Origin of the sequence: Streptomyces sp. NPDC048288 (genome assembly GCF_043201555.1) — a bacterium.
Lineage (GTDB): Bacteria > Actinomycetota > Actinomycetes > Streptomycetales > Streptomycetaceae > Streptomyces.
The window spans coordinates 69,919-85,999 of record NZ_JBICZD010000003.1; the positions used below are offsets into that span (position 1 = coordinate 69,919).

Annotated in this window: 11 protein-coding genes; 5 read left to right on the forward strand and 6 right to left on the reverse strand. The window is 70.0% G+C overall.

The window, feature by feature from the left end:
• Positions 1-81: 81 nt before the first annotated feature.
• From ACGFZS_RS11630 to ACGFZS_RS11645, 4 genes are all read right to left on the reverse strand, one after another.
• On the reverse strand, positions 82-1,884 hold the full coding sequence (locus tag ACGFZS_RS11630) for an ABC transporter substrate-binding protein (RefSeq protein WP_393794929.1): 1,803 nt from the start codon (positions 1,882-1,884) through the stop codon (positions 82-84).
• An 87-nt stretch (positions 1,885-1,971) separates the two neighbouring features.
• Positions 1,972-3,006, reverse strand: coding sequence for an ABC transporter permease (locus ACGFZS_RS11635; RefSeq protein WP_393794930.1), 1,035 nt, complete (start codon positions 3,004-3,006; stop codon positions 1,972-1,974).
• Between the two features lie 663 nt (positions 3,007-3,669).
• A complete protein-coding gene (gene typA / locus ACGFZS_RS11640) occupies positions 3,670-5,577 on the reverse strand; it encodes a translational GTPase TypA (protein ID WP_359222826.1) in 1,908 nt (635 codons plus the stop codon).
• A gap of 241 nt (positions 5,578-5,818) precedes the next feature.
• Positions 5,819-8,050, reverse strand: a complete 2,232-nt coding sequence (locus tag ACGFZS_RS11645; protein ID WP_393794931.1) for an ABC transporter family substrate-binding protein — start codon at positions 8,048-8,050, stop codon at positions 5,819-5,821.
• A gap of 328 nt (positions 8,051-8,378) precedes the next feature.
• Here ACGFZS_RS11645 and ACGFZS_RS11650 point away from each other — a divergent pair, with 328 nt between their 5' ends.
• From ACGFZS_RS11650 to ACGFZS_RS11665, 4 genes are read left to right on the forward strand one after another with little or no spacing between them, the layout of a single operon-like run.
• Positions 8,379-8,669, forward strand: a complete 291-nt coding sequence (locus tag ACGFZS_RS11650; protein ID WP_393794932.1) for a hypothetical protein — start codon at positions 8,379-8,381, stop codon at positions 8,667-8,669.
• Positions 8,670-8,717: 48 nt separating this feature from the next.
• Positions 8,718-9,539 carry a hypothetical protein gene (locus ACGFZS_RS11655; RefSeq protein ID WP_393794933.1) on the forward strand — a complete coding sequence of 274 codons (822 nt, stop codon included), beginning with the start codon at positions 8,718-8,720 and terminating at the stop codon, positions 9,537-9,539.
• A gap of 15 nt (positions 9,540-9,554) precedes the next feature.
• A complete protein-coding gene (locus ACGFZS_RS11660) occupies positions 9,555-11,486 on the forward strand; it encodes a fumarate reductase/succinate dehydrogenase flavoprotein subunit (protein WP_393794934.1) in 1,932 nt (643 codons plus the stop codon).
• Positions 11,483-12,259, forward strand: coding sequence for a succinate dehydrogenase/fumarate reductase iron-sulfur subunit (locus ACGFZS_RS11665; RefSeq protein WP_393794935.1), 777 nt, complete (start codon positions 11,483-11,485; stop codon positions 12,257-12,259). The genes ACGFZS_RS11660 and ACGFZS_RS11665 overlap by 4 nt, the downstream gene beginning before the upstream one ends.
• Here ACGFZS_RS11665 and ACGFZS_RS11670 read toward each other — a convergent pair.
• Positions 12,234-13,223 carry a phosphotransferase family protein gene (locus tag ACGFZS_RS11670; protein WP_393794936.1) on the reverse strand — a complete coding sequence of 330 codons (990 nt, stop codon included), beginning with the start codon at positions 13,221-13,223 and terminating at the stop codon, positions 12,234-12,236. The two genes, ACGFZS_RS11665 and ACGFZS_RS11670, sit on opposite strands and share 26 nt — an antisense overlap.
• Positions 13,220-14,329 (reverse strand): hypothetical protein, encoded by a 1,110-nt coding sequence (locus ACGFZS_RS11675; RefSeq protein ID WP_393794937.1) that lies wholly within the window; start codon positions 14,327-14,329, stop codon positions 13,220-13,222. The genes ACGFZS_RS11670 and ACGFZS_RS11675 overlap by 4 nt, the downstream gene beginning before the upstream one ends.
• Positions 14,330-14,411: 82 nt before the next feature.
• On the opposite strand from ACGFZS_RS11675, the gene ACGFZS_RS11680 reads away from it, so the two are divergent.
• The gene (locus ACGFZS_RS11680) at positions 14,412-15,896 is read left to right on the forward strand and encodes a hypothetical protein (RefSeq protein WP_393794938.1); all 1,485 of its coding nucleotides are present in this window, start codon (positions 14,412-14,414) and stop codon (positions 15,894-15,896) included.
• The last annotated feature ends 185 nt before the right edge of the window (positions 15,897-16,081 follow it).

The window sequence follows — 16,081 nt, forward strand, 5'->3', positions numbered from 1 at the left end:
TCGGCGGGCCGGGCGGTACCCGGTACGCCGTCACCCGCGCGGGGCGGACGGACGTACCGGGTACCGGACCGACGGCGGCGGTTACTTGATGTAGAGGCGACGCGGGTCGATGCCGCCGATCACGTTGTCGTACACGAGCCCGCCGACCTTGGAGCCGGCGATCTGGACCTGCTTGTAGTACGCGGTCGGAACGGCGTTCACGACGTCGGTGAGCAGGTACTTGTCGATCTTCTCCCAGGCCGCGGCCGACTTGGCCGGGTCGGTGAGCGCGTTGGCGGCGTCGATGTCGCTGTTGACCTTGGTGTCGTTGACGTGCGAGTAGTTCGGCGAGCCGTCGGCGATCGCGCGGCCGTCGTACAGCGGCGGGATCACGGTCGAGGCGGACGGCCAGTCGGCGCCCCAGGCGGTGTGGTAGATGTCGTAGTTGTTGTCGACCTTGCCGATCTGGTCGTAGTACGTCTCGGCCGGGATCTCCTGGCGCTGGACGTTGAAGCCGGCCTTCTCCAGACCGGCCGCCATGGCGGTGGAGTACTGCTGGCCCTCAGGGGTGTTGATGTAGCCGAAGGTCAGCTTCATGCCGACCTTGCCGGCCTCCGTGAGGAGCTTCTTGGCCTTGTCCGGGTCGCCGGCCGGCTTGGCCTTCTTGCCGAACGGGTCGAACTTGGCGTCGTAGCCGGTGACGGTCGGGGAGATGAAACCGCCGGCCACCTCCATGGCGTCGTTGCCGCCGTAGGCGCGGATGAACGGCGTGATGGGCAGCGCGTACGCGATGGCCTCACGGATCTTCTTGTCCTTGATGTGGTTCATGTTGATGTTCATCTGGCCCACGTACGGCTGGTAGCCGGCGACCGTACGGGCCTTGAGGGTCGTGTCGCTGAGGACCTTGGACAGGTTGCCCGCGTCGACCTGGTTGTTGAAGCTGACGCCGGTCTGGTCGGCGCCGCTGTCCGCGAGGAGGGCCTTCGTGGACGTCTCGAACTGCTGGTTGAAGGTGAAGTCGAACTCGTCCACGTACTGGTTGCGGATCGGGTCGGTCTTCGGGTCCCAGTTGGTGTTCTTCACCAGGACCATCGACTTGCCGGACTTGAACGACTGGATCTTGTACGGGCCGCTCGTGACCGGGCTCTTGTCGTACTTCGCCTGGGTGTCGCCCTTCTTGGACACCACCGCGTAGCCCGCCATGGCGAGGGCGTACGGCAGGTCGGGGTGGGCGGTCTTGAAGTGGAAGACGATGGTCTTGGCGTCCGGCGTCTCCAGGATGCTGTCCGGCAGGTGCTTGCCCTTGTACGGGCCGTCCGGCAGCAGCTTGCGGTAGTCGGCGCCGGTGGTGTCGGCCAGCCACTGCTGGAGGTAGGTCGGGCCCTGGTTGATGAACGGCGCGAAGAGCCGCTCGTAGGTCTGCCGGAAGTCCGCCGAGGTGATCGGCGTGCCGTCGGCGAACTTGATGCCGTCCTTGAGGGTGTACTTCCAGGTCTTGCCGCCGTCGGTGGTGGTGCCGGAGTCGGTCGCGAGGTCGCCGACGACCTCGTGGCCCACGCCCTTGTCGTCGGTCGACTTGTAGCCCGTCAGCCCTCTGTGGATCAGGTTCGCGAGGGATCCCTCGTCGGAGACGTAGATCTGGGCCGGGTCGAGGTGCGCGTAGCTGTCACGCTGGAGCACCTCCATCTTGCCGCCGCTCTTGGCGCCCGGCACCTGCTTCGCGGGTCCCGTGGAGTCCGCCGCGTCGCCGAACTTGATGGCCGCCTGCTGCGCCTTGGCGTTGTCCTGGTCCTTCTTGCTGTCGTCGCTCGCATCACTGCCGCCCTTGCTGCAACCGGTGAGCACGAGAGCTCCGGCCGCGAGCACTGAGACCACCGTGTATGCGTGGCGTCCGCCCCTACTCATCACTGAATTTCCACCTATCTCCGTGTCACCGGTGCACAAAGGGAATTGCCGTGCGGTATCCGGGCGAGGACGCCCACGAGCGATCGGTCAGCGCGCCGTCTTGGGGTCGAACGCGTCACGGACCGAGTCCCCGAGCAGGTTGAAGGCCACGATGAAGATGATCATCGAGACGCCGGGGAAGAACATGTAGGTGATGTCGTTCTGCAGGACCAGCTCTGTGGAGGCCTTGGCGAACATCTGGCCCCAGTCCGGGGTGGGTTCGACGATGCCCACCCCGAGATAGGACAGTCCGGCCTCCGCCGTCACGAACCCCGGCAGCATGTACGTCGACTGGACGAGGATCGGGGTGACGAGGTTCGGCAGGATCTCCTTGCTGATGATCCGCCAGGGCGATGCCCCGGTGACCTTGGCCGCCTCGATGAACTCCCGTTCCCGCAGTGCGAGCGAGGTGCCGCGCAGGATGCGGCCGAGCCCCATCCAGCCGAGGAACCACTGCACCAGGATCAGGGCGACCACCCGCACATAGGTGGGGGTCTCGTCGCGCGGGCTCACGAAGAGCGAGACCACGACGGGCATGCTGGCGATGAAGAACAGCTGCGCGGGGAAGGCGAGCAGGAAGTCGATGACCCGCCCGATCCAGTAGTCGGTCCTGCCGCCGAGGTAGCCGGCCGCGATGCCCAGCAGGATGCCCGTCAGCACGGTCGCGAGCGTCACCGCCACGGAGATCATCAGCGAGGTCCGGATGCCGTAGATCAGCTTGGTGAACACGTCGTAGCCGTTGCCCGGTTCGAGACCGAACCAGAACTGGCTGCTGATACCGCCGTTGGGCTGGATCGGCACGCCCGCGCTGTCGAAGAGTTCGGGACGTTCGTCCGCGTAGACGGTGTACGGGTTCTTGCCGTACAGCTTCGAGATCAGCGGTGCGAGCACGGCGATCAGGAAGAAGAAGCCCACGACGTAGGCGGAGATGACGCCGCTGCGGTCGCGCTTGAAGCGCATCCACATCAGCTGGCCCGGAGACCGGCCTTCCAGCTGCTTGACCTCGGTCTTCGCGTCGGGCCGCGGACCGCCGTCGACGGCGGCCGGCCTCCCGCCGCCCTCAATGTCCGTAGGACTTGTCACAGTTCGTCCAATTCACAGGTGTGGATGTGCCGAACCGGCGGCCGGCCGGGGTCGGCGCGGCCGCGGAGGCATGTTCTGATGAAGCGTCAGGGCGCCCCCGGGGTACGGGAGAAGCCCGCAGCCGGACGCGCGTAGGCGTACGGCGGCGCTAGAGGGCCGACCGCTTCTTCAGGACCAACCACCGGACGAACAAGGGTGACCGGACACGACGGGTGACGGAATCCACCTGGTGCCTGTGACACTGCACATGGGACTTCTCCTCATGACTTCACGTGTTCACCAACAGGAGGTTCCGTCCTCACCCTCCGACACCCCTGACGGAGGGTCAGACACCCCCTGGTGCTCGTGAGTCGGGCGCTGTCCCCACAGCGCGAGACCCATTGACCCGAGCGCTACGCGGCTAACTATCTGCCATGAGCCAGGTGCCGACCACTGTCTTTAAATCTCAATTCAGTCACAGCTGGCGCCTAGTTCTTCCGAAAAATGGACAAAGCGTTCGACGGGAGAAGGCCGCGAAACGGACTTGTTACATGGCTATCGGGCGCGGATCTCCGCATTTCGGACAATGGCTGAAGATCGCCCGCCTGCTGTCCATCGGAAAACGGGTTGCAAAAAGCCCGGGCACCCCCATCATGGGGGCACCCGGGCTCAGGCGTCCTGCGATCAGCCGTGCTTGGCGCGGCTGGCGGCGCGGGCCCGCTCGCGGGCGTCCAGGTTCACCTTGCGGATGCGAACGGCCTCCGGGGTCACCTCGACGCACTCGTCGTCACGGCAGAACTCCAGCGACTGCTCCAGGGAGAGCTTGCGCGGCGGGACGATCGCCTCGAACGAGTCGGCCGAGGACGACCGCATGTTCGTGAGCTTCTTCTCCTTGGTGATGTTCACGTCCATGTCGTCGGAGCGCGAGTTCTCGCCGACGATCATGCCCTCGTACACCTCGGTGCCGGGGTCGGTGAACAGCACACCGCGCTCCTGGAGGTTCGTCATCGCGAACGCGGTGACGGCACCGGAGCGGTCGGCGACGAGCGAGCCGTTGTTACGGGTCTGCAGGGCACCGAACCAGGGCTCGTGGCCCTCGTGGATGGAGTGCCCGATACCCGTACCGCGGGTCTGCGTCAGGAACTCGGTACGGAAGCCGATGAGACCGCGGGACGGCACCACGAACTCCATGCGGACCCAGCCCGAGCCGTGGTTGGACATGTTGTCCATCCGGCCCTTGCGGACGCCCATGAGCTGCGTGACCGCGCCCATGTGCTCCTCCGGCACGTCGATCGTCATGCGCTCGACCGGCTCGTACGTCTTGCCCTCGACCTGCTTGGTGACGACCTGCGGCTTGCCGATGGTCAGCTCGAAGCCCTCGCGGCGCATCTGCTCGACCAGGATGGCGAGCGCCAGCTCACCACGGCCCTGGACCTCCCAGGCGTCCGGACGCTCGGTGTCGAGCACGCGCAGCGAGACGTTACCGATCAGCTCGCGGTCGAGGCGGTCCTTGACCTGGCGGGCGGTGACCTTGCGGTCCTTGACGGCGGCCTTGTTGTCGGCGCCCTTGCCGGTACCGCCCCGGCCGACCAGCGGCGAGGTGTTCGTACCGATGGTCATCGAGATCGCCGGCTCGTCGACCGTGATCAGCGGCAGCGGGATCGGGTTCTCGGTGTCGGCGAGGGTCTCGCCGATCATGATGTCCGCGATACCGGCGACCGCGCAGATGTCACCCGGGCCCGCCACCTCGGCGGGCTTGCGGGTGAGCGCCTCGGTCATCAGCAGCTCGGTGATGCGCACGTTGGACATCGTGCCGTCGCGCTTGATCCACGTGACGGTCTGGCCCTTGCGCAGCTCGCCCTGCTCGACGCGGAGCAGCGCGATACGGCCGAGGAAGTTGTCGGCGTCCAGGTTGGTGACGTGCGCCTGGAGCGGGGCCGTCTCGTCGTACTCGGGGGCCGGGACGTGCGACAGGATGGTGGAGAAGAACGGCTCCAGGTTGTCGCTGTCGGCCGGGACGGTGCCGTCCTCCGGCTTGGTCAGCGAGGCCACGCCGTCCCGCGCGCAGGCGTAGACGATCGGGAACTCGATCTGGTCCTCGTCGGCGTCCAGGTCCAGGAAGAGGTCGTAGGTCTCGTTGACGACCTCGTCGATCCGGGAGTCCGGGCGGTCCGTCTTGTTGATGCAGAGGATGACGGGCAGGCGCTGCTGGAGGGCCTTGCGCAGCACGAAGCGGGTCTGCGGCAGCGGGCCCTCGGAGGCGTCGACGAGCAGAACCACCGCGTCCACCATCGACAGACCGCGCTCGACCTCGCCACCGAAGTCGGCGTGGCCCGGGGTGTCGATGATGTTGATGGTGATGACGTCGCCGCCATCCTTCGGGTGGTACTTCACGGCCGTGTTCTTGGCCAGGATCGTGATGCCCTTCTCACGCTCCAGGTCGTTCGAGTCCATCATTCGGTCGTCGAGCGACTCGGCGGCGTGCGCCGCGAAGGCACCGGCCTGCTTCAGCATGGCGTCGACGAGGGTCGTCTTGCCGTGGTCGACGTGGGCGACGATGGCGACGTTGCGGATGTCGTGGCGCGTGGCCATGGTGCGGCGTACTCCCGGGGTATTGAGAAGGCCCTGTACGTACGTCCGTGTGACGCGGGCCTGCCGGGCTTGACACGCCACGGCCTCACCCCATGTTACGTGGCCTTTGTAACTGAGGCTCGCCGGGCCGCCCCGCAAGGGGCGCGGGCGGATTCATATGCGGCTCCGCCGCGTGGGCGCGACCAGCCACAATCCACCCACACCCGACACCGAATCCGCTTCCCCTGCCCCCTGCTCGGACCTACCCCTTGCTCGGGCTCGCCGACACCTTCGCGCCCTTCTTCAGGTATCCCATGTCCTGGTAGACCGGTGTCTGGAACCCGAAGGCCCCCACGTTCACCAGGCCCTTCCGGGCGCCCACGATCTGCGGCCGCTGGTAGAGCGGCAGCGACCCCGCCGAGGCCCAGATCCGCGAGTCCGCCTTCCTCAGCAGCCCGTCCGCCTCGTCCTCGTCCAGCGTCCCCAGGGCCTGGTCGAAGAGCTGGTCCACCTGGTCGGTGCCGACCCGCGTGTAGTTCTGCTCGACGTTCAGCGACCCGTCGGCCGCGGGCACCGGCTTCGCGTAGATCGGCCGTGCGTCCGTCGCCGGGAACGCGGACGACGGCCACGAGTACAGCGCGAGGTCGTACTGGCCGGAGGCGATGTGGTCCTTGAAGTAGCTGTCGTCGGAGACCTTGGTGATCTCGGCCTGGATCCCGACCGCCGCCAGCATCTGCCGGATCCGCCCGGCGACCGACTGCAGCGTCTCCGACCCCGGCCCGGAGGGCACCACGAACCGGAGGCTCAGCGCCTTGCCGTCCTTGGCCAGCGGCGCCGACGCGGCCTGCACGCCCCTGGGCGCGGCCGTGCCCTTCGGCGCGTACGCCCCGGGCTGCCCGTGGGCGTGGTCCTTCTGGTGGTCGCGGGTGTCCTTGCCGTCGGGGTCCTGGTCGTCCTCGCCGACGATGAACTGCCCGTCGTGCCCGCCGTCGGACTGGTCGCCCTTGGCGCCCTTCTTCTCGGTCTCCGCGCCGGCCGCCTTGCCCGCGGCCTTGATCGGGCCGCCGGCCACCCACCCGGCGTCGGCGAGCAGCGCCTGCGCCTCGTGGGTGTCGAGGCCGCCGATCGCCCCGCTGCTGTCGGCGTAGGCGGGCTGCCCGGAGAGGGCGACATGGCTGCCGACCGGGACGGCGGGCAGCCCCAGCGGGGTGAGCACCAGCTTGGCGAGGGCCGTGCGGTCGAGGGCGCGGGCGACGGCCCGCCGGACCCGCTCGTCGGCGAGGGGGCCGGCGGAGCCGTTGAGGGCGAGCTGGGTGTAGGCGGGCTCCAGCGACTTGCGGACGTCGAAGTCGCGCAGCTCGTGCTGGGTCTCCAGCCACTTGGCGATGGTCCTGCCGAGCTTCTTCGGCCCGTCGGGCAGCTTCTCCTCGTGCATGCCGAGGGTGAGCGCCCAGGACCGCAGCTTCTTGGCGGAGGTCTTCCCGGCGCCCTGCAGGGGCATCGAGGTGCCCTTCTCGCGGCCGGCGATGATGATCCGCTCGGCCTCGGAGGCGTCGATGTCGGCGACGTCGACCGTGCCGTCGGCGAGCGCGGACGCCCGCTTCTCGCGGGGGACGGCGTGCAGGTCGATCTCGTCGAGCTTGGCCGGGCGGCCCCACCAGCGCGGGTTGCGGGTGAGCGCCACGTCCTTCTTGGCGGTGTCGATCCTCGCGACCTGGAAGGGGCCGGCGGTGACCGCGAGCTTCCGGCGGGCGCCGTCGTTGAAGGCGTCCGGGGTGCCCATGACCTCCTTCGGGTACAGCGGGGAGAACAGCGACTTCCAGTCCGCGTAGGGCCGGTCGAAGGTGACCCGGACCTCCAGGTCGTTGGCGCCGCGCTCGATCTTGCCGATGCGGTCGTAGCCGGCGTTGCGGGCGGTCCAGTAGGCGGAGTCCTTGCCGGACAGGGCGCGCCACTGGGCGGCGAAGTCGGCGGCGCCGATCTCCCGGCCGTCGCTCCAGACGGCCTGCTGGTTCAGCTTGTACAGGACGACCTGGCGCGGCTCGGTCTCGATGACCTTCGCGGACTCCAGGTAGTCCGGGTCACGGACCGGGCGGCCCTCGGCGTCGATGGTGAACATCGACGGCAGGACGGCCTGGGCGATACGGGTGGTGCCCGCGTCGGCGTCGGCCTGGAAGGTGTTCAGGGTCTCCGGTACGGCGTCCACGGCCATCTTCAGGGTGCCGCCCTCGGCGACCACGTCCCGGCCGACCGCGGCGATGTCCTGGACGGCCAGCGGCTTGCTCTGCTCGTCGTCGGAGCTACAGCCGGCGAGGAGGGGCACGGCGAGGGCGCCGGCCGCGAGAAACGCGAGGGCGCTGCGCTGGCGGTGCCGGGAGGGGCCGGTTTTCGTCTGCGGCGCCGTTGTGGCTGGTCGCGCCCGCGCGGCGGTAGCCGCACATTCGATACGGTCCCGCGCCCCTACGGGGCGCGACCCGACGCCGTGATGAGACATCTCTGCTACCTCCGGAAGGCCCCGTGACACGGGTGCGGTCTGTTCACATTTGGGGGTATTTTGGAGTTGATCACATGTACGCAGAAGTACGGACCCCACTGAAATGGACGGGGTCCGTCGGCCGGGGACGACACGGCGGCGGGAGCTGCCAAACCCCACCCGTGCGGCGCAATCCCGGCGCAAACAGAGCGCGTGCGGGCGTGCGTCGGAGGCGCGCAATCCGCCAATCGCTGCACATGGCTTCACATCAGCAGGTGTGACGCGCAACACTCGCAGGCGCATGAACGTTGCCACCCAGGACCACGGGGTCCGGAAGTGAGGTCACGTCATGTCCGTGCACGACGACCTGACGTCAGTCCAGCGCTGCCTAGAGGACCTGAACCGGTCCGTCGGGCGCCTGGAGCAGCAGCTCGGGAGCGGCGGACTGGAGATGCGCCGCGTCCGTGCCGACGCCGATCACCTGCGCGAGAGCGTGGCACTGCTGCGGGAGACGGCCGATTCCGGCGTCCCCGGCAAGCGCCCCGAACTCGTCACCATCTCCGACGATCCGTACGACATCAACCTGTGGACGGACACGGACGACGAGGGTCTCGGCGCCCGCGACCGGCGCGCACCGTAGGAGCGCCGCCCGCAGGCCCACGATCCCCGACCCGACCGGAGTCATCCGTTGGCCACTGGTACGGAACCACATCCGAACAGCGGCGGCGTACGTGCCCGTACGCGCGCCGCGATCTCCGCCCCGCACCTGCGGACCGACCGCTGGTGGCTGGCACCCGCCGTCACCGCGGCCGGTCTGTTCGCGTTCGTCGTCTACTCGACGTGGCGGGCCTTCTCGAACGCGCACTACTACTCGGCGCCGTACGTCTCGCCGTTCTACTCGCCGTGTCTGGCCGAGAACTGCAAGACCATGCCGTCCGGCCCGAACGCCGACCTCTTCGGCAGCTGGTGGGCGATCTCCCCGGCGATCATCATCCTGATCTTCCCGCTGGGCTTCCGCCTGACCTGCTACTACTACCGCAAGGCGTACTACCGCAGCTTCTGGGCGTCCCCGCCGGCCTGCGCCGTGGCCGAGCCGCACGCGAAGTACACCGGTGAGACCCGCTTCCCGCTGATCCTGCAGAACGTCCACCGGTACTTCTTCTACTTCGCCCTCCTGGTCGCCTGCGTGCTGACCTACGACACGGTGCTGTCCTTCCGGGACACGGACGAGAACTGGGGCCACATGGGCCTCGGCACCCTCGTCTTCCTGGTCAACATCGTGCTGATCTGGGCGTACACCCTGTCCTGCCACTCCTGCCGGCACATCGTCGGCGGCAAGCTCAAGCACTTCTCCAAACACCCCGTGCGCTACAAGGCGTGGCAGTTCGTCGGCAAGCTCAACAACCGGCACATGCAGCTCGCCTGGGCGTCGTTGGTGAGCGTGGCGCTCGCCGACTTCTACGTCTACCTGCTCGCGTCCGGTGTCTTCGACGATCCGCGATTCTTTTAAGGACTGGGGCTTCTGATGACAGCGCTGGAGCGGCAGCAGTGGGACGTCGTGGTCGTCGGCGCCGGCGGGGCCGGACTGCGCGCCGCGATCGAGGCGCGCGAGCGGGGCGCGCGTACGGCGGTGATCTGCAAGTCGCTGTTCGGCAAGGCGCACACGGTGATGGCCGAGGGCGGTATCGCGGCGGCCATGGCCAACGTCAACGAGCACGACAACTGGCAGGTGCACTTCCGTGACACCCTGCGCGGCGGCAAGTTCCTCAACCAGTGGCGGATGGCCGAGCTGCACGCCAAGGAGGCCCCGGACCGGGTCTGGGAGCTGGAGACCTGGGGCGCCCTCTTCGACCGCACGAAGGACGGGAAGATCTCCCAGCGCAACTTCGGCGGCCACGAGTACCCGCGCCTCGCCCACGTCGGCGACCGTACGGGCCTCGAACTGATCCGGACCCTCCAGCAGAAGATCGTCTCCCTCCAGCAGGAGGACAAGAAGGAGACCGGTGACTACGAGTCGCGGCTGAAGGTCTTCCAGGAGTGCACGGTCACCCGGATCCTCAAGGACGGCACCCGGGTGTCGGGGGTCTTCGCGTACGAGCGGGAGACCGGCCGTTTCTTCGTCCTCGAAGCGCCCTCCGTGGTGATCGCGACCGGGGGCATCGGCAAGTCCTTCAAGGTGACGTCGAACTCCTGGGAGTACACCGGGGACGGGCACGCGCTCGCCCTGCTGGCCGGGGCGCCGCTGCTCAACATGGAGTTCGTGCAGTTCCACCCGACCGGCATGGTCTGGCCGCCGTCGGTGAAGGGCATCCTGGTCACCGAGTCGGTGCGCGGCGACGGCGGGGTGCTGCGCAACTCCGAGGGCAAGCGGTTCATGTTCGACTACGTCCCGGACGTCTTCAAGGAGAAGTACGCCGAGTCCGAGGAGGAGGGCGACCGCTGGTACGAGGACCCGGACCACAACCGGCGTCCCCCCGAGCTGCTCCCCCGCGACGAGGTGGCCCGCGCGATCAACTCCGAGGTGAAGGCGGGCCGGGGATCGCCCCATGGCGGGGTCTTCCTGGACGTGTCGACGCGGATGCCCGCCGAGGTGATCCGGCGCCGGCTGCCGTCCATGTACCACCAGTTCAAGGAGCTGGCGGACGTCGACATCACGGCGGAGGCGATGGAGGTCGGGCCGACCTGCCACTACGTGATGGGCGGGGTCGCGGTGGACTCCGACACCGCCGCCGCCCGGGGCGTACCGGGGCTGTTCGCGGCCGGTGAGGTGGCCGGCGGCATGCACGGCTCCAACCGGCTCGGCGGCAACTCGCTCTCCGACCTGCTGGTGTTCGGGCGCCGGGCGGGCTGGCACGCGGCCGACCACGCGGCGGACCTCGACGAGCGGCCCGCCGTGGACGACGAGCAGATCGACGCGGCCGCCGCCGAGGCCCTGCGGCCGTTCTCGGCGGAGAGCGAGGCACCGGACTCCGGGCCGCCGGAGAACCCGTACACCCTCCACCAGGCGCTCCAGCAGTCCATGAACGACCTGGTCGGCATCATCCGCCGGGAGGGCGAGATGGAGCAGGCCCTGGAGCGGCTCGCCGAGCTGCGGGTGCGGGCGCGCCGGGCCGGGGTGGAGGGGCACCGCCAGTTCAACCCCGGCTGGCACCTCGCCCTGGACCTCAGGAACATGCTGCTGGTGAGCGAGTGCGTGGCGCGTGCGGCCCTTGAGCGCACCGAGTCGCGCGGCGGGCACACCCGCGAGGACCACCCGACGATGGACCGCCGCTGGCGCCCCGTCAACCTGCTCTGCCGGCTCGCGGACCCCACCGGCGGGCTCGCCGCCACCGACCCGGAGCGCGGCCAGATCGACCTGACCCGTGAGACCACCGACCCCATCCGAGCCGACCTGCTCGCCCTCTTCGAGAAGGAGGAGCTGGTCAAGTACCTCGCCGAAGAGGAGCTGTACGAATGAGCGGCTACACGGCCCACTTCCGGGTGTGGCGGGGCGACGTCGAGGGCGGCGGCCTGGAGGACTTCAAGGTCGAGGTGAACGAGGGCGAGGTGGTCCTCGACATCATCCACCGCATCCAGGCCACCCAGGCCGCCGACCTGGCCGTCCGCTGGAACTGCAAGGCGGGCAAGTGCGGTTCGTGCTCGGCGGAGATCAACGGCCGCCCGCGCCTGATGTGCATGACCCGGATGTCCGTCTTCGAGCCGGACGAGACCCTCACGGTCACCCCGCTGCGCGCCTTCCCGGTCATCCGCGACCTGGTCACGGACGTCGGCTTCAACTACCAGAAGGCCAGGGAGGTCCCGTCCTTCGTGCCGCCCGCCGGGGTCGCCCCCGGCGAGTACCGGATGTTCCAGGAGGACGTGGACCGCTCGCAGGAGTTCCGCAAGTGCATCGAGTGCTTCCTGTGCCAGGACACCTGTCACGTCGTACGTGACCACGAGGAGAACAAGCCGGCCTTCGCCGGGCCGCGTTTCCTCATGCGGGTCGCCGAGCTGGACATGCACCCGCTGGACGCGGCGGACGCCTCCGGCCTGGACCGCAAGCGCACGGCCCAGGACGAACACGGCCTCGGCTACTGCAACATCACCAAGTGCTGCACGGAGGTGTGCCCGGAGGGCATCCACATCACCGACAACGCGCTGATCCCCCTGAAGGAGCGGGCCGTGGACCGCAAGTACGACCCGCTGGTGTGGCTCGGCTCGAAGATCAGGAGGCGCCCGACAGAAGGCTGAGCACCCGCCGGAGGTTGGATTCGGCGATCTCCTGCATCGGTTCGCGCTCCGGGAAGTCGCCGTCGAGCAGCCGCAGCGGCCCGGCGACGAGGTTCAGGTGCATCGCGAGCCGGTACAGCTCCATCCGGTCCTCGTCGAGGTCGGCGGTGCGCAGCAGGTCGTAGGCGGGCCCGAAGCGGAGCTGGAGGAAGACGTGCTCCCATTCGGCGTCGAAGTACATCAGGCCCTCGATGTCGATGAGCGCGGGATCGCCGTCCTCGGTCACCAGGACGTGGTCCGGGCCGAGTTCGCCGTGCACGAGGGAGGCGTGCTCGCGCGGCTCGATCCGGTCGTAGAGCTGGTGCACCCGCTCGGCCAGCGCGTCGCGGACCGCGCGCACCCGGGGGTCGCGTGCGGCCACCTCCGCGATGTCGTGGACCGCGCGGTCCGCGACGACCTGCTCGCAGGAGTTGCCGATCGGCTTGCTGCCCTCCTCGACCAGGGCGGCCTTGCCGTACCCGGCCGAGACGCACTCCCGGAGCACGCCGAGCGTGCCCGCCAGCCGGGCCAGCGGCACCCGGGCCGCGCCGGGGTCGCTGCGCAGCAGCATCTCCAGGCTGCCGCCCCGGACGTCCTCGACGACCGCCGCGTAGGCGGGCAGGTGCTCGGCGTCCTCGTCGGCGAAGAGCAGCCGCGGGGTGCGGACGCCGAGCTCGGTCAGCAGGTCGTGGGCGGACAGGAAGAGCCCGAGGCCGGAGGCGTGCGCGAAGGGGTCGCGGATGTCGGCGTCGGCGGGGCCCCAGTAGTCCTCCTCCGGCGACCAGACGTACGCGATCGCGCTCCTTCCGTTGTCCAGGGCGAGCCGGTAGACGCCTTTCTTGGAGCCGCCGCGCAGCCGGGTGACGGCGGCGGGGGCACGGCCGAGGGCCTCGCGGGCGAGCGGCGCGAGGTCGTCACGGGTGAGGTGGGCACGAGCGGTTGTCATGACGTACGAACCCAGTCCTTCCGATAAGAGGTCCAGTCATCCTCGGTGGCGGCGAAGTCGACGTACAGCGCGACGCCGAAGTTAGCGCGATCCGGGTCCGTCCGTGACAGTCCCAGCCGAACCCCGCGCACGGCCGCCGGCACGGTCTCCGCGCCCGCCCGGTGCCCGAACCGGTTCTCGTGGAAGAAGGGCAGCCCCATCAGCAGGTCGGTCCCGGCCGGGGTGACCTCGATCGCCAGGCTGGTCTGCTGGGCGACGTACCCGCCGTAGAGGCTCTCCAGCGGCTGCATCGTGTCGTACGACATCACCGCGATCTGGTCCACCCGGCGGGCGACTTGCCCGAAATACTCCTGCGACCACCACTTGGGATGGCCGGTGACGGTACCCCAGAAGGAGTGAAAGGCCGGGAGCGGGTCGATCTGGTGTGCGGCCACGGACAGCAGCGGGGTCGCGGGGCGCAGGGCGTCGAGGAGGGCGAGGTAGTTCCGGTCGCCGGAGTGCAGGGGCTCCAGGTCGAAGTGGACCCCGTCGAACCCTTCCGCGACGACCTGCCGGGCGGACGCGACCACGGCGGCGCGGGTCTCTCTCTTCTCCAGATGCATGGCGTCGGGCTTCTCGGGCGCGATCTCGTCCCCGAGCCAGGCCTGCACCCGGACGCCGGGGAGTTTTCGATGCACGGCTGTTATCAGCCAACGGGCCTTGAGATAGGCCGATTTGGGCAGCGTGCCGTTGTGTTCCAGTGGTCCGGCATGGACGTAGAGGTCGCGAATGCCGGTGTCCGCAAGGCGGGCGGCGAGGGCGGTGACGTCGGCGTCGGTCCTGCGGCCGTCGACCCAGGCGTGACCGAGCCAGAGGGCGTCCTTGTCCCGGGTACGGGTGCCGGCCTTCGGGTCGCCGGTGAAGTTGACACGGAGGGCGGTTTCGGCGGTGAGCAGGGGGACGAGGAGGAGCAGCACGGCGACGAGCGCGACGCGCCGAACCCGCCGGACCCAGGGTTTCGTCGGCTTGCCCGGCCGTACGTCCGGCTTCGTCTCTTCGGTGGTGGGTGCGGGGCTGTTCTCCGGGCTGCTCTCCGGGCTGTTCTCCTTCTCCGTGCTCCGTTCCATGTTCGGTCCCCCTGCTCTCGTCGTCCCCCGCCTGCCCTCGCCCGGGTCGCGAACCGGACTTGCTGCCCATACGCTCCGAAATGTGACGTCATCCTTGTTCCGGGGTCGGCCGAGGCATGCCACCGGGCACATAGGTGTGCGGGTGGGGCACGCGGTGCTGGGCGGGGCGGCCGGGGTGGTCTGGCTGGTGTTGCCGGTGATGACGAGCACCACTCAAGATCCGGTTCCCGCGGCCCGCGGCGGGACGGTCGTCACGGCCGAGGCGGACGGGGCCTCCGCCACCGACTACGTGCTGCCCCTCGTCGCCGTGGCGGCGGCCGGGGCGCTCGGCGGCTACGGCTACGTACGGCGGATACGCCGGTCCCGCTCCCGGACCACACCGGGGCTCGTCTCCCCCGCCCCGCCGGCGCCGTCCCCCGTCGACGTCGAACGCCAGGCCCGCGCGTCCCTGGTCCTCGCCGACGACTGCGTCCGCACCAGCCGGGAGGCGCTCGGGTACGTGACCGCGGCCGATCCGGTCCTGCGGGCCCTGCGGGCGGCCGAGACCGAGCTGTCGGCCGCGTTCGCGATATGGCGGCGGTACGAGGAGGGGACCCCGGAGGATCCCGCCGGCCGTCGGCAGGCGCTGGTGGGGGTGGTCGGGCGGTGTGCCGAGGCGGGGCGGCAACTGGACGGGGAGGCGGAGGGGTTCGACGCCGAGTGGGGCGCGGGGGACGCGCTGGCGGTGGCCGAGGGCCGGTTCCGGGAGCTGGCGGGGCGGACGGGCGGGGTGGAGCGGGCGCTCGCGGAGGCGGAGCGGCGGTACGGGGCGTCCGCGGTCGCCTCCGTCGTCGGATACGTCGAACAGGCCAAGGACCGGCTGGTGTTCGCGACCTCCCGGCTCAACCGGGCCCGCCAGGACGACGATTCGGGCGACGGTGACGGATTCCGGCGGGGGCTGCGCGCCGCCGAGGGTGCCGTGGCGCAGGCCGGGGTGCTGCTGGGCGGGGTGGCACGGCTCACGGAGGAACTGCGCACGGCGGCGGCGCTGTTGCCGGCCGCCCTCACCGGCGCGGAGGCGGAACTGGCGGCCGTGCGGGCGACGGGCTTCCCGCCGCGGCTGGCCCACGCGGACGGGGTGCTGGCCGCCGTACGGGACGAGCTGACGGGCGGGCCGTACGACCCGCTGGACGCCCTGCGCCGGGTCGTACGGGGCGTGGAGGGGACCGGGGGCGGGCGGTCCGGGGTGATCGCGGCGGGGGCGGAACTGGTGGCGCGCAGTACGACCGGCTCCGCCGACGACTTCGTGGGCACGCACCGGGCGGCGGTGGGCACGGAGGCACGGGCCCTGCTGGCCGCTGCGCGGGGCGCGGGGGCGGCGGACGCGGACCGGCTGGCCCGGAAGGCGCGGGACCTGGCGGAGCGGGATGTACGGGCACACGGGAACCCGTTCGCCGGGGAGGGCGCCGCCGCTCAGGGGAGCGGGGTGGCGGGGGCGGTGCTCGGGGGTGTGCAGCTGGGTGAGGAGGCCGACGGGGGGCCGGTGGTGGCGTTCGGGGGGCCGGATACGCGGGGGAGGCTGGGGTAGCGCGGCAGGGGGTGGAGCGGCGGGTTGTCGGGCGGGTGCGGGTGAGTGGGGGCTGGTCGCGGGGGGGGGGGGGGGGGGGGGGGGGGGGGTTTGGGGGGGGGGGGGGGGGGGGGGGGGGGGGGGGGGGGGGGCTGGTCGCGCCCACGCGGCGGAGCCGCACATCGACACAGCCCCGCGCCCCTACG

What these genes read in the sequence shown, in the direction of transcription:
- ACGFZS_RS11660 (WP_393794934.1), top strand. Translation starts at nt 9,555, where the DNA reads ATGACAGCGCTGGAGCGGCAGCAGTGGGACGTCGTGGTCGTCGGCGCC.
- ACGFZS_RS11645 (WP_393794931.1), bottom strand. Translation starts at nt 8,050, where the DNA reads ATGTCTCATCACGGCGTCGGGTCGCGCCCCGTAGGGGCGCGGGACCGT.
- ACGFZS_RS11630 (WP_393794929.1), bottom strand. Translation starts at nt 1,884, where the DNA reads ATGAGTAGGGGCGGACGCCACGCATACACGGTGGTCTCAGTGCTCGCG.
- ACGFZS_RS11665 (WP_393794935.1), top strand. Translation starts at nt 11,483, where the DNA reads ATGAGCGGCTACACGGCCCACTTCCGGGTGTGGCGGGGCGACGTCGAG.
- ACGFZS_RS11670 (WP_393794936.1), bottom strand. Translation starts at nt 13,223, where the DNA reads ATGACAACCGCTCGTGCCCACCTCACCCGTGACGACCTCGCGCCGCTC.
- typA (WP_359222826.1), bottom strand. Translation starts at nt 5,577, where the DNA reads ATGGCCACGCGCCACGACATCCGCAACGTCGCCATCGTCGCCCACGTC.
- ACGFZS_RS11675 (WP_393794937.1), bottom strand. Translation starts at nt 14,329, where the DNA reads ATGGAACGGAGCACGGAGAAGGAGAACAGCCCGGAGAGCAGCCCGGAG.
- ACGFZS_RS11650 (WP_393794932.1), top strand. Translation starts at nt 8,379, where the DNA reads ATGTCCGTGCACGACGACCTGACGTCAGTCCAGCGCTGCCTAGAGGAC.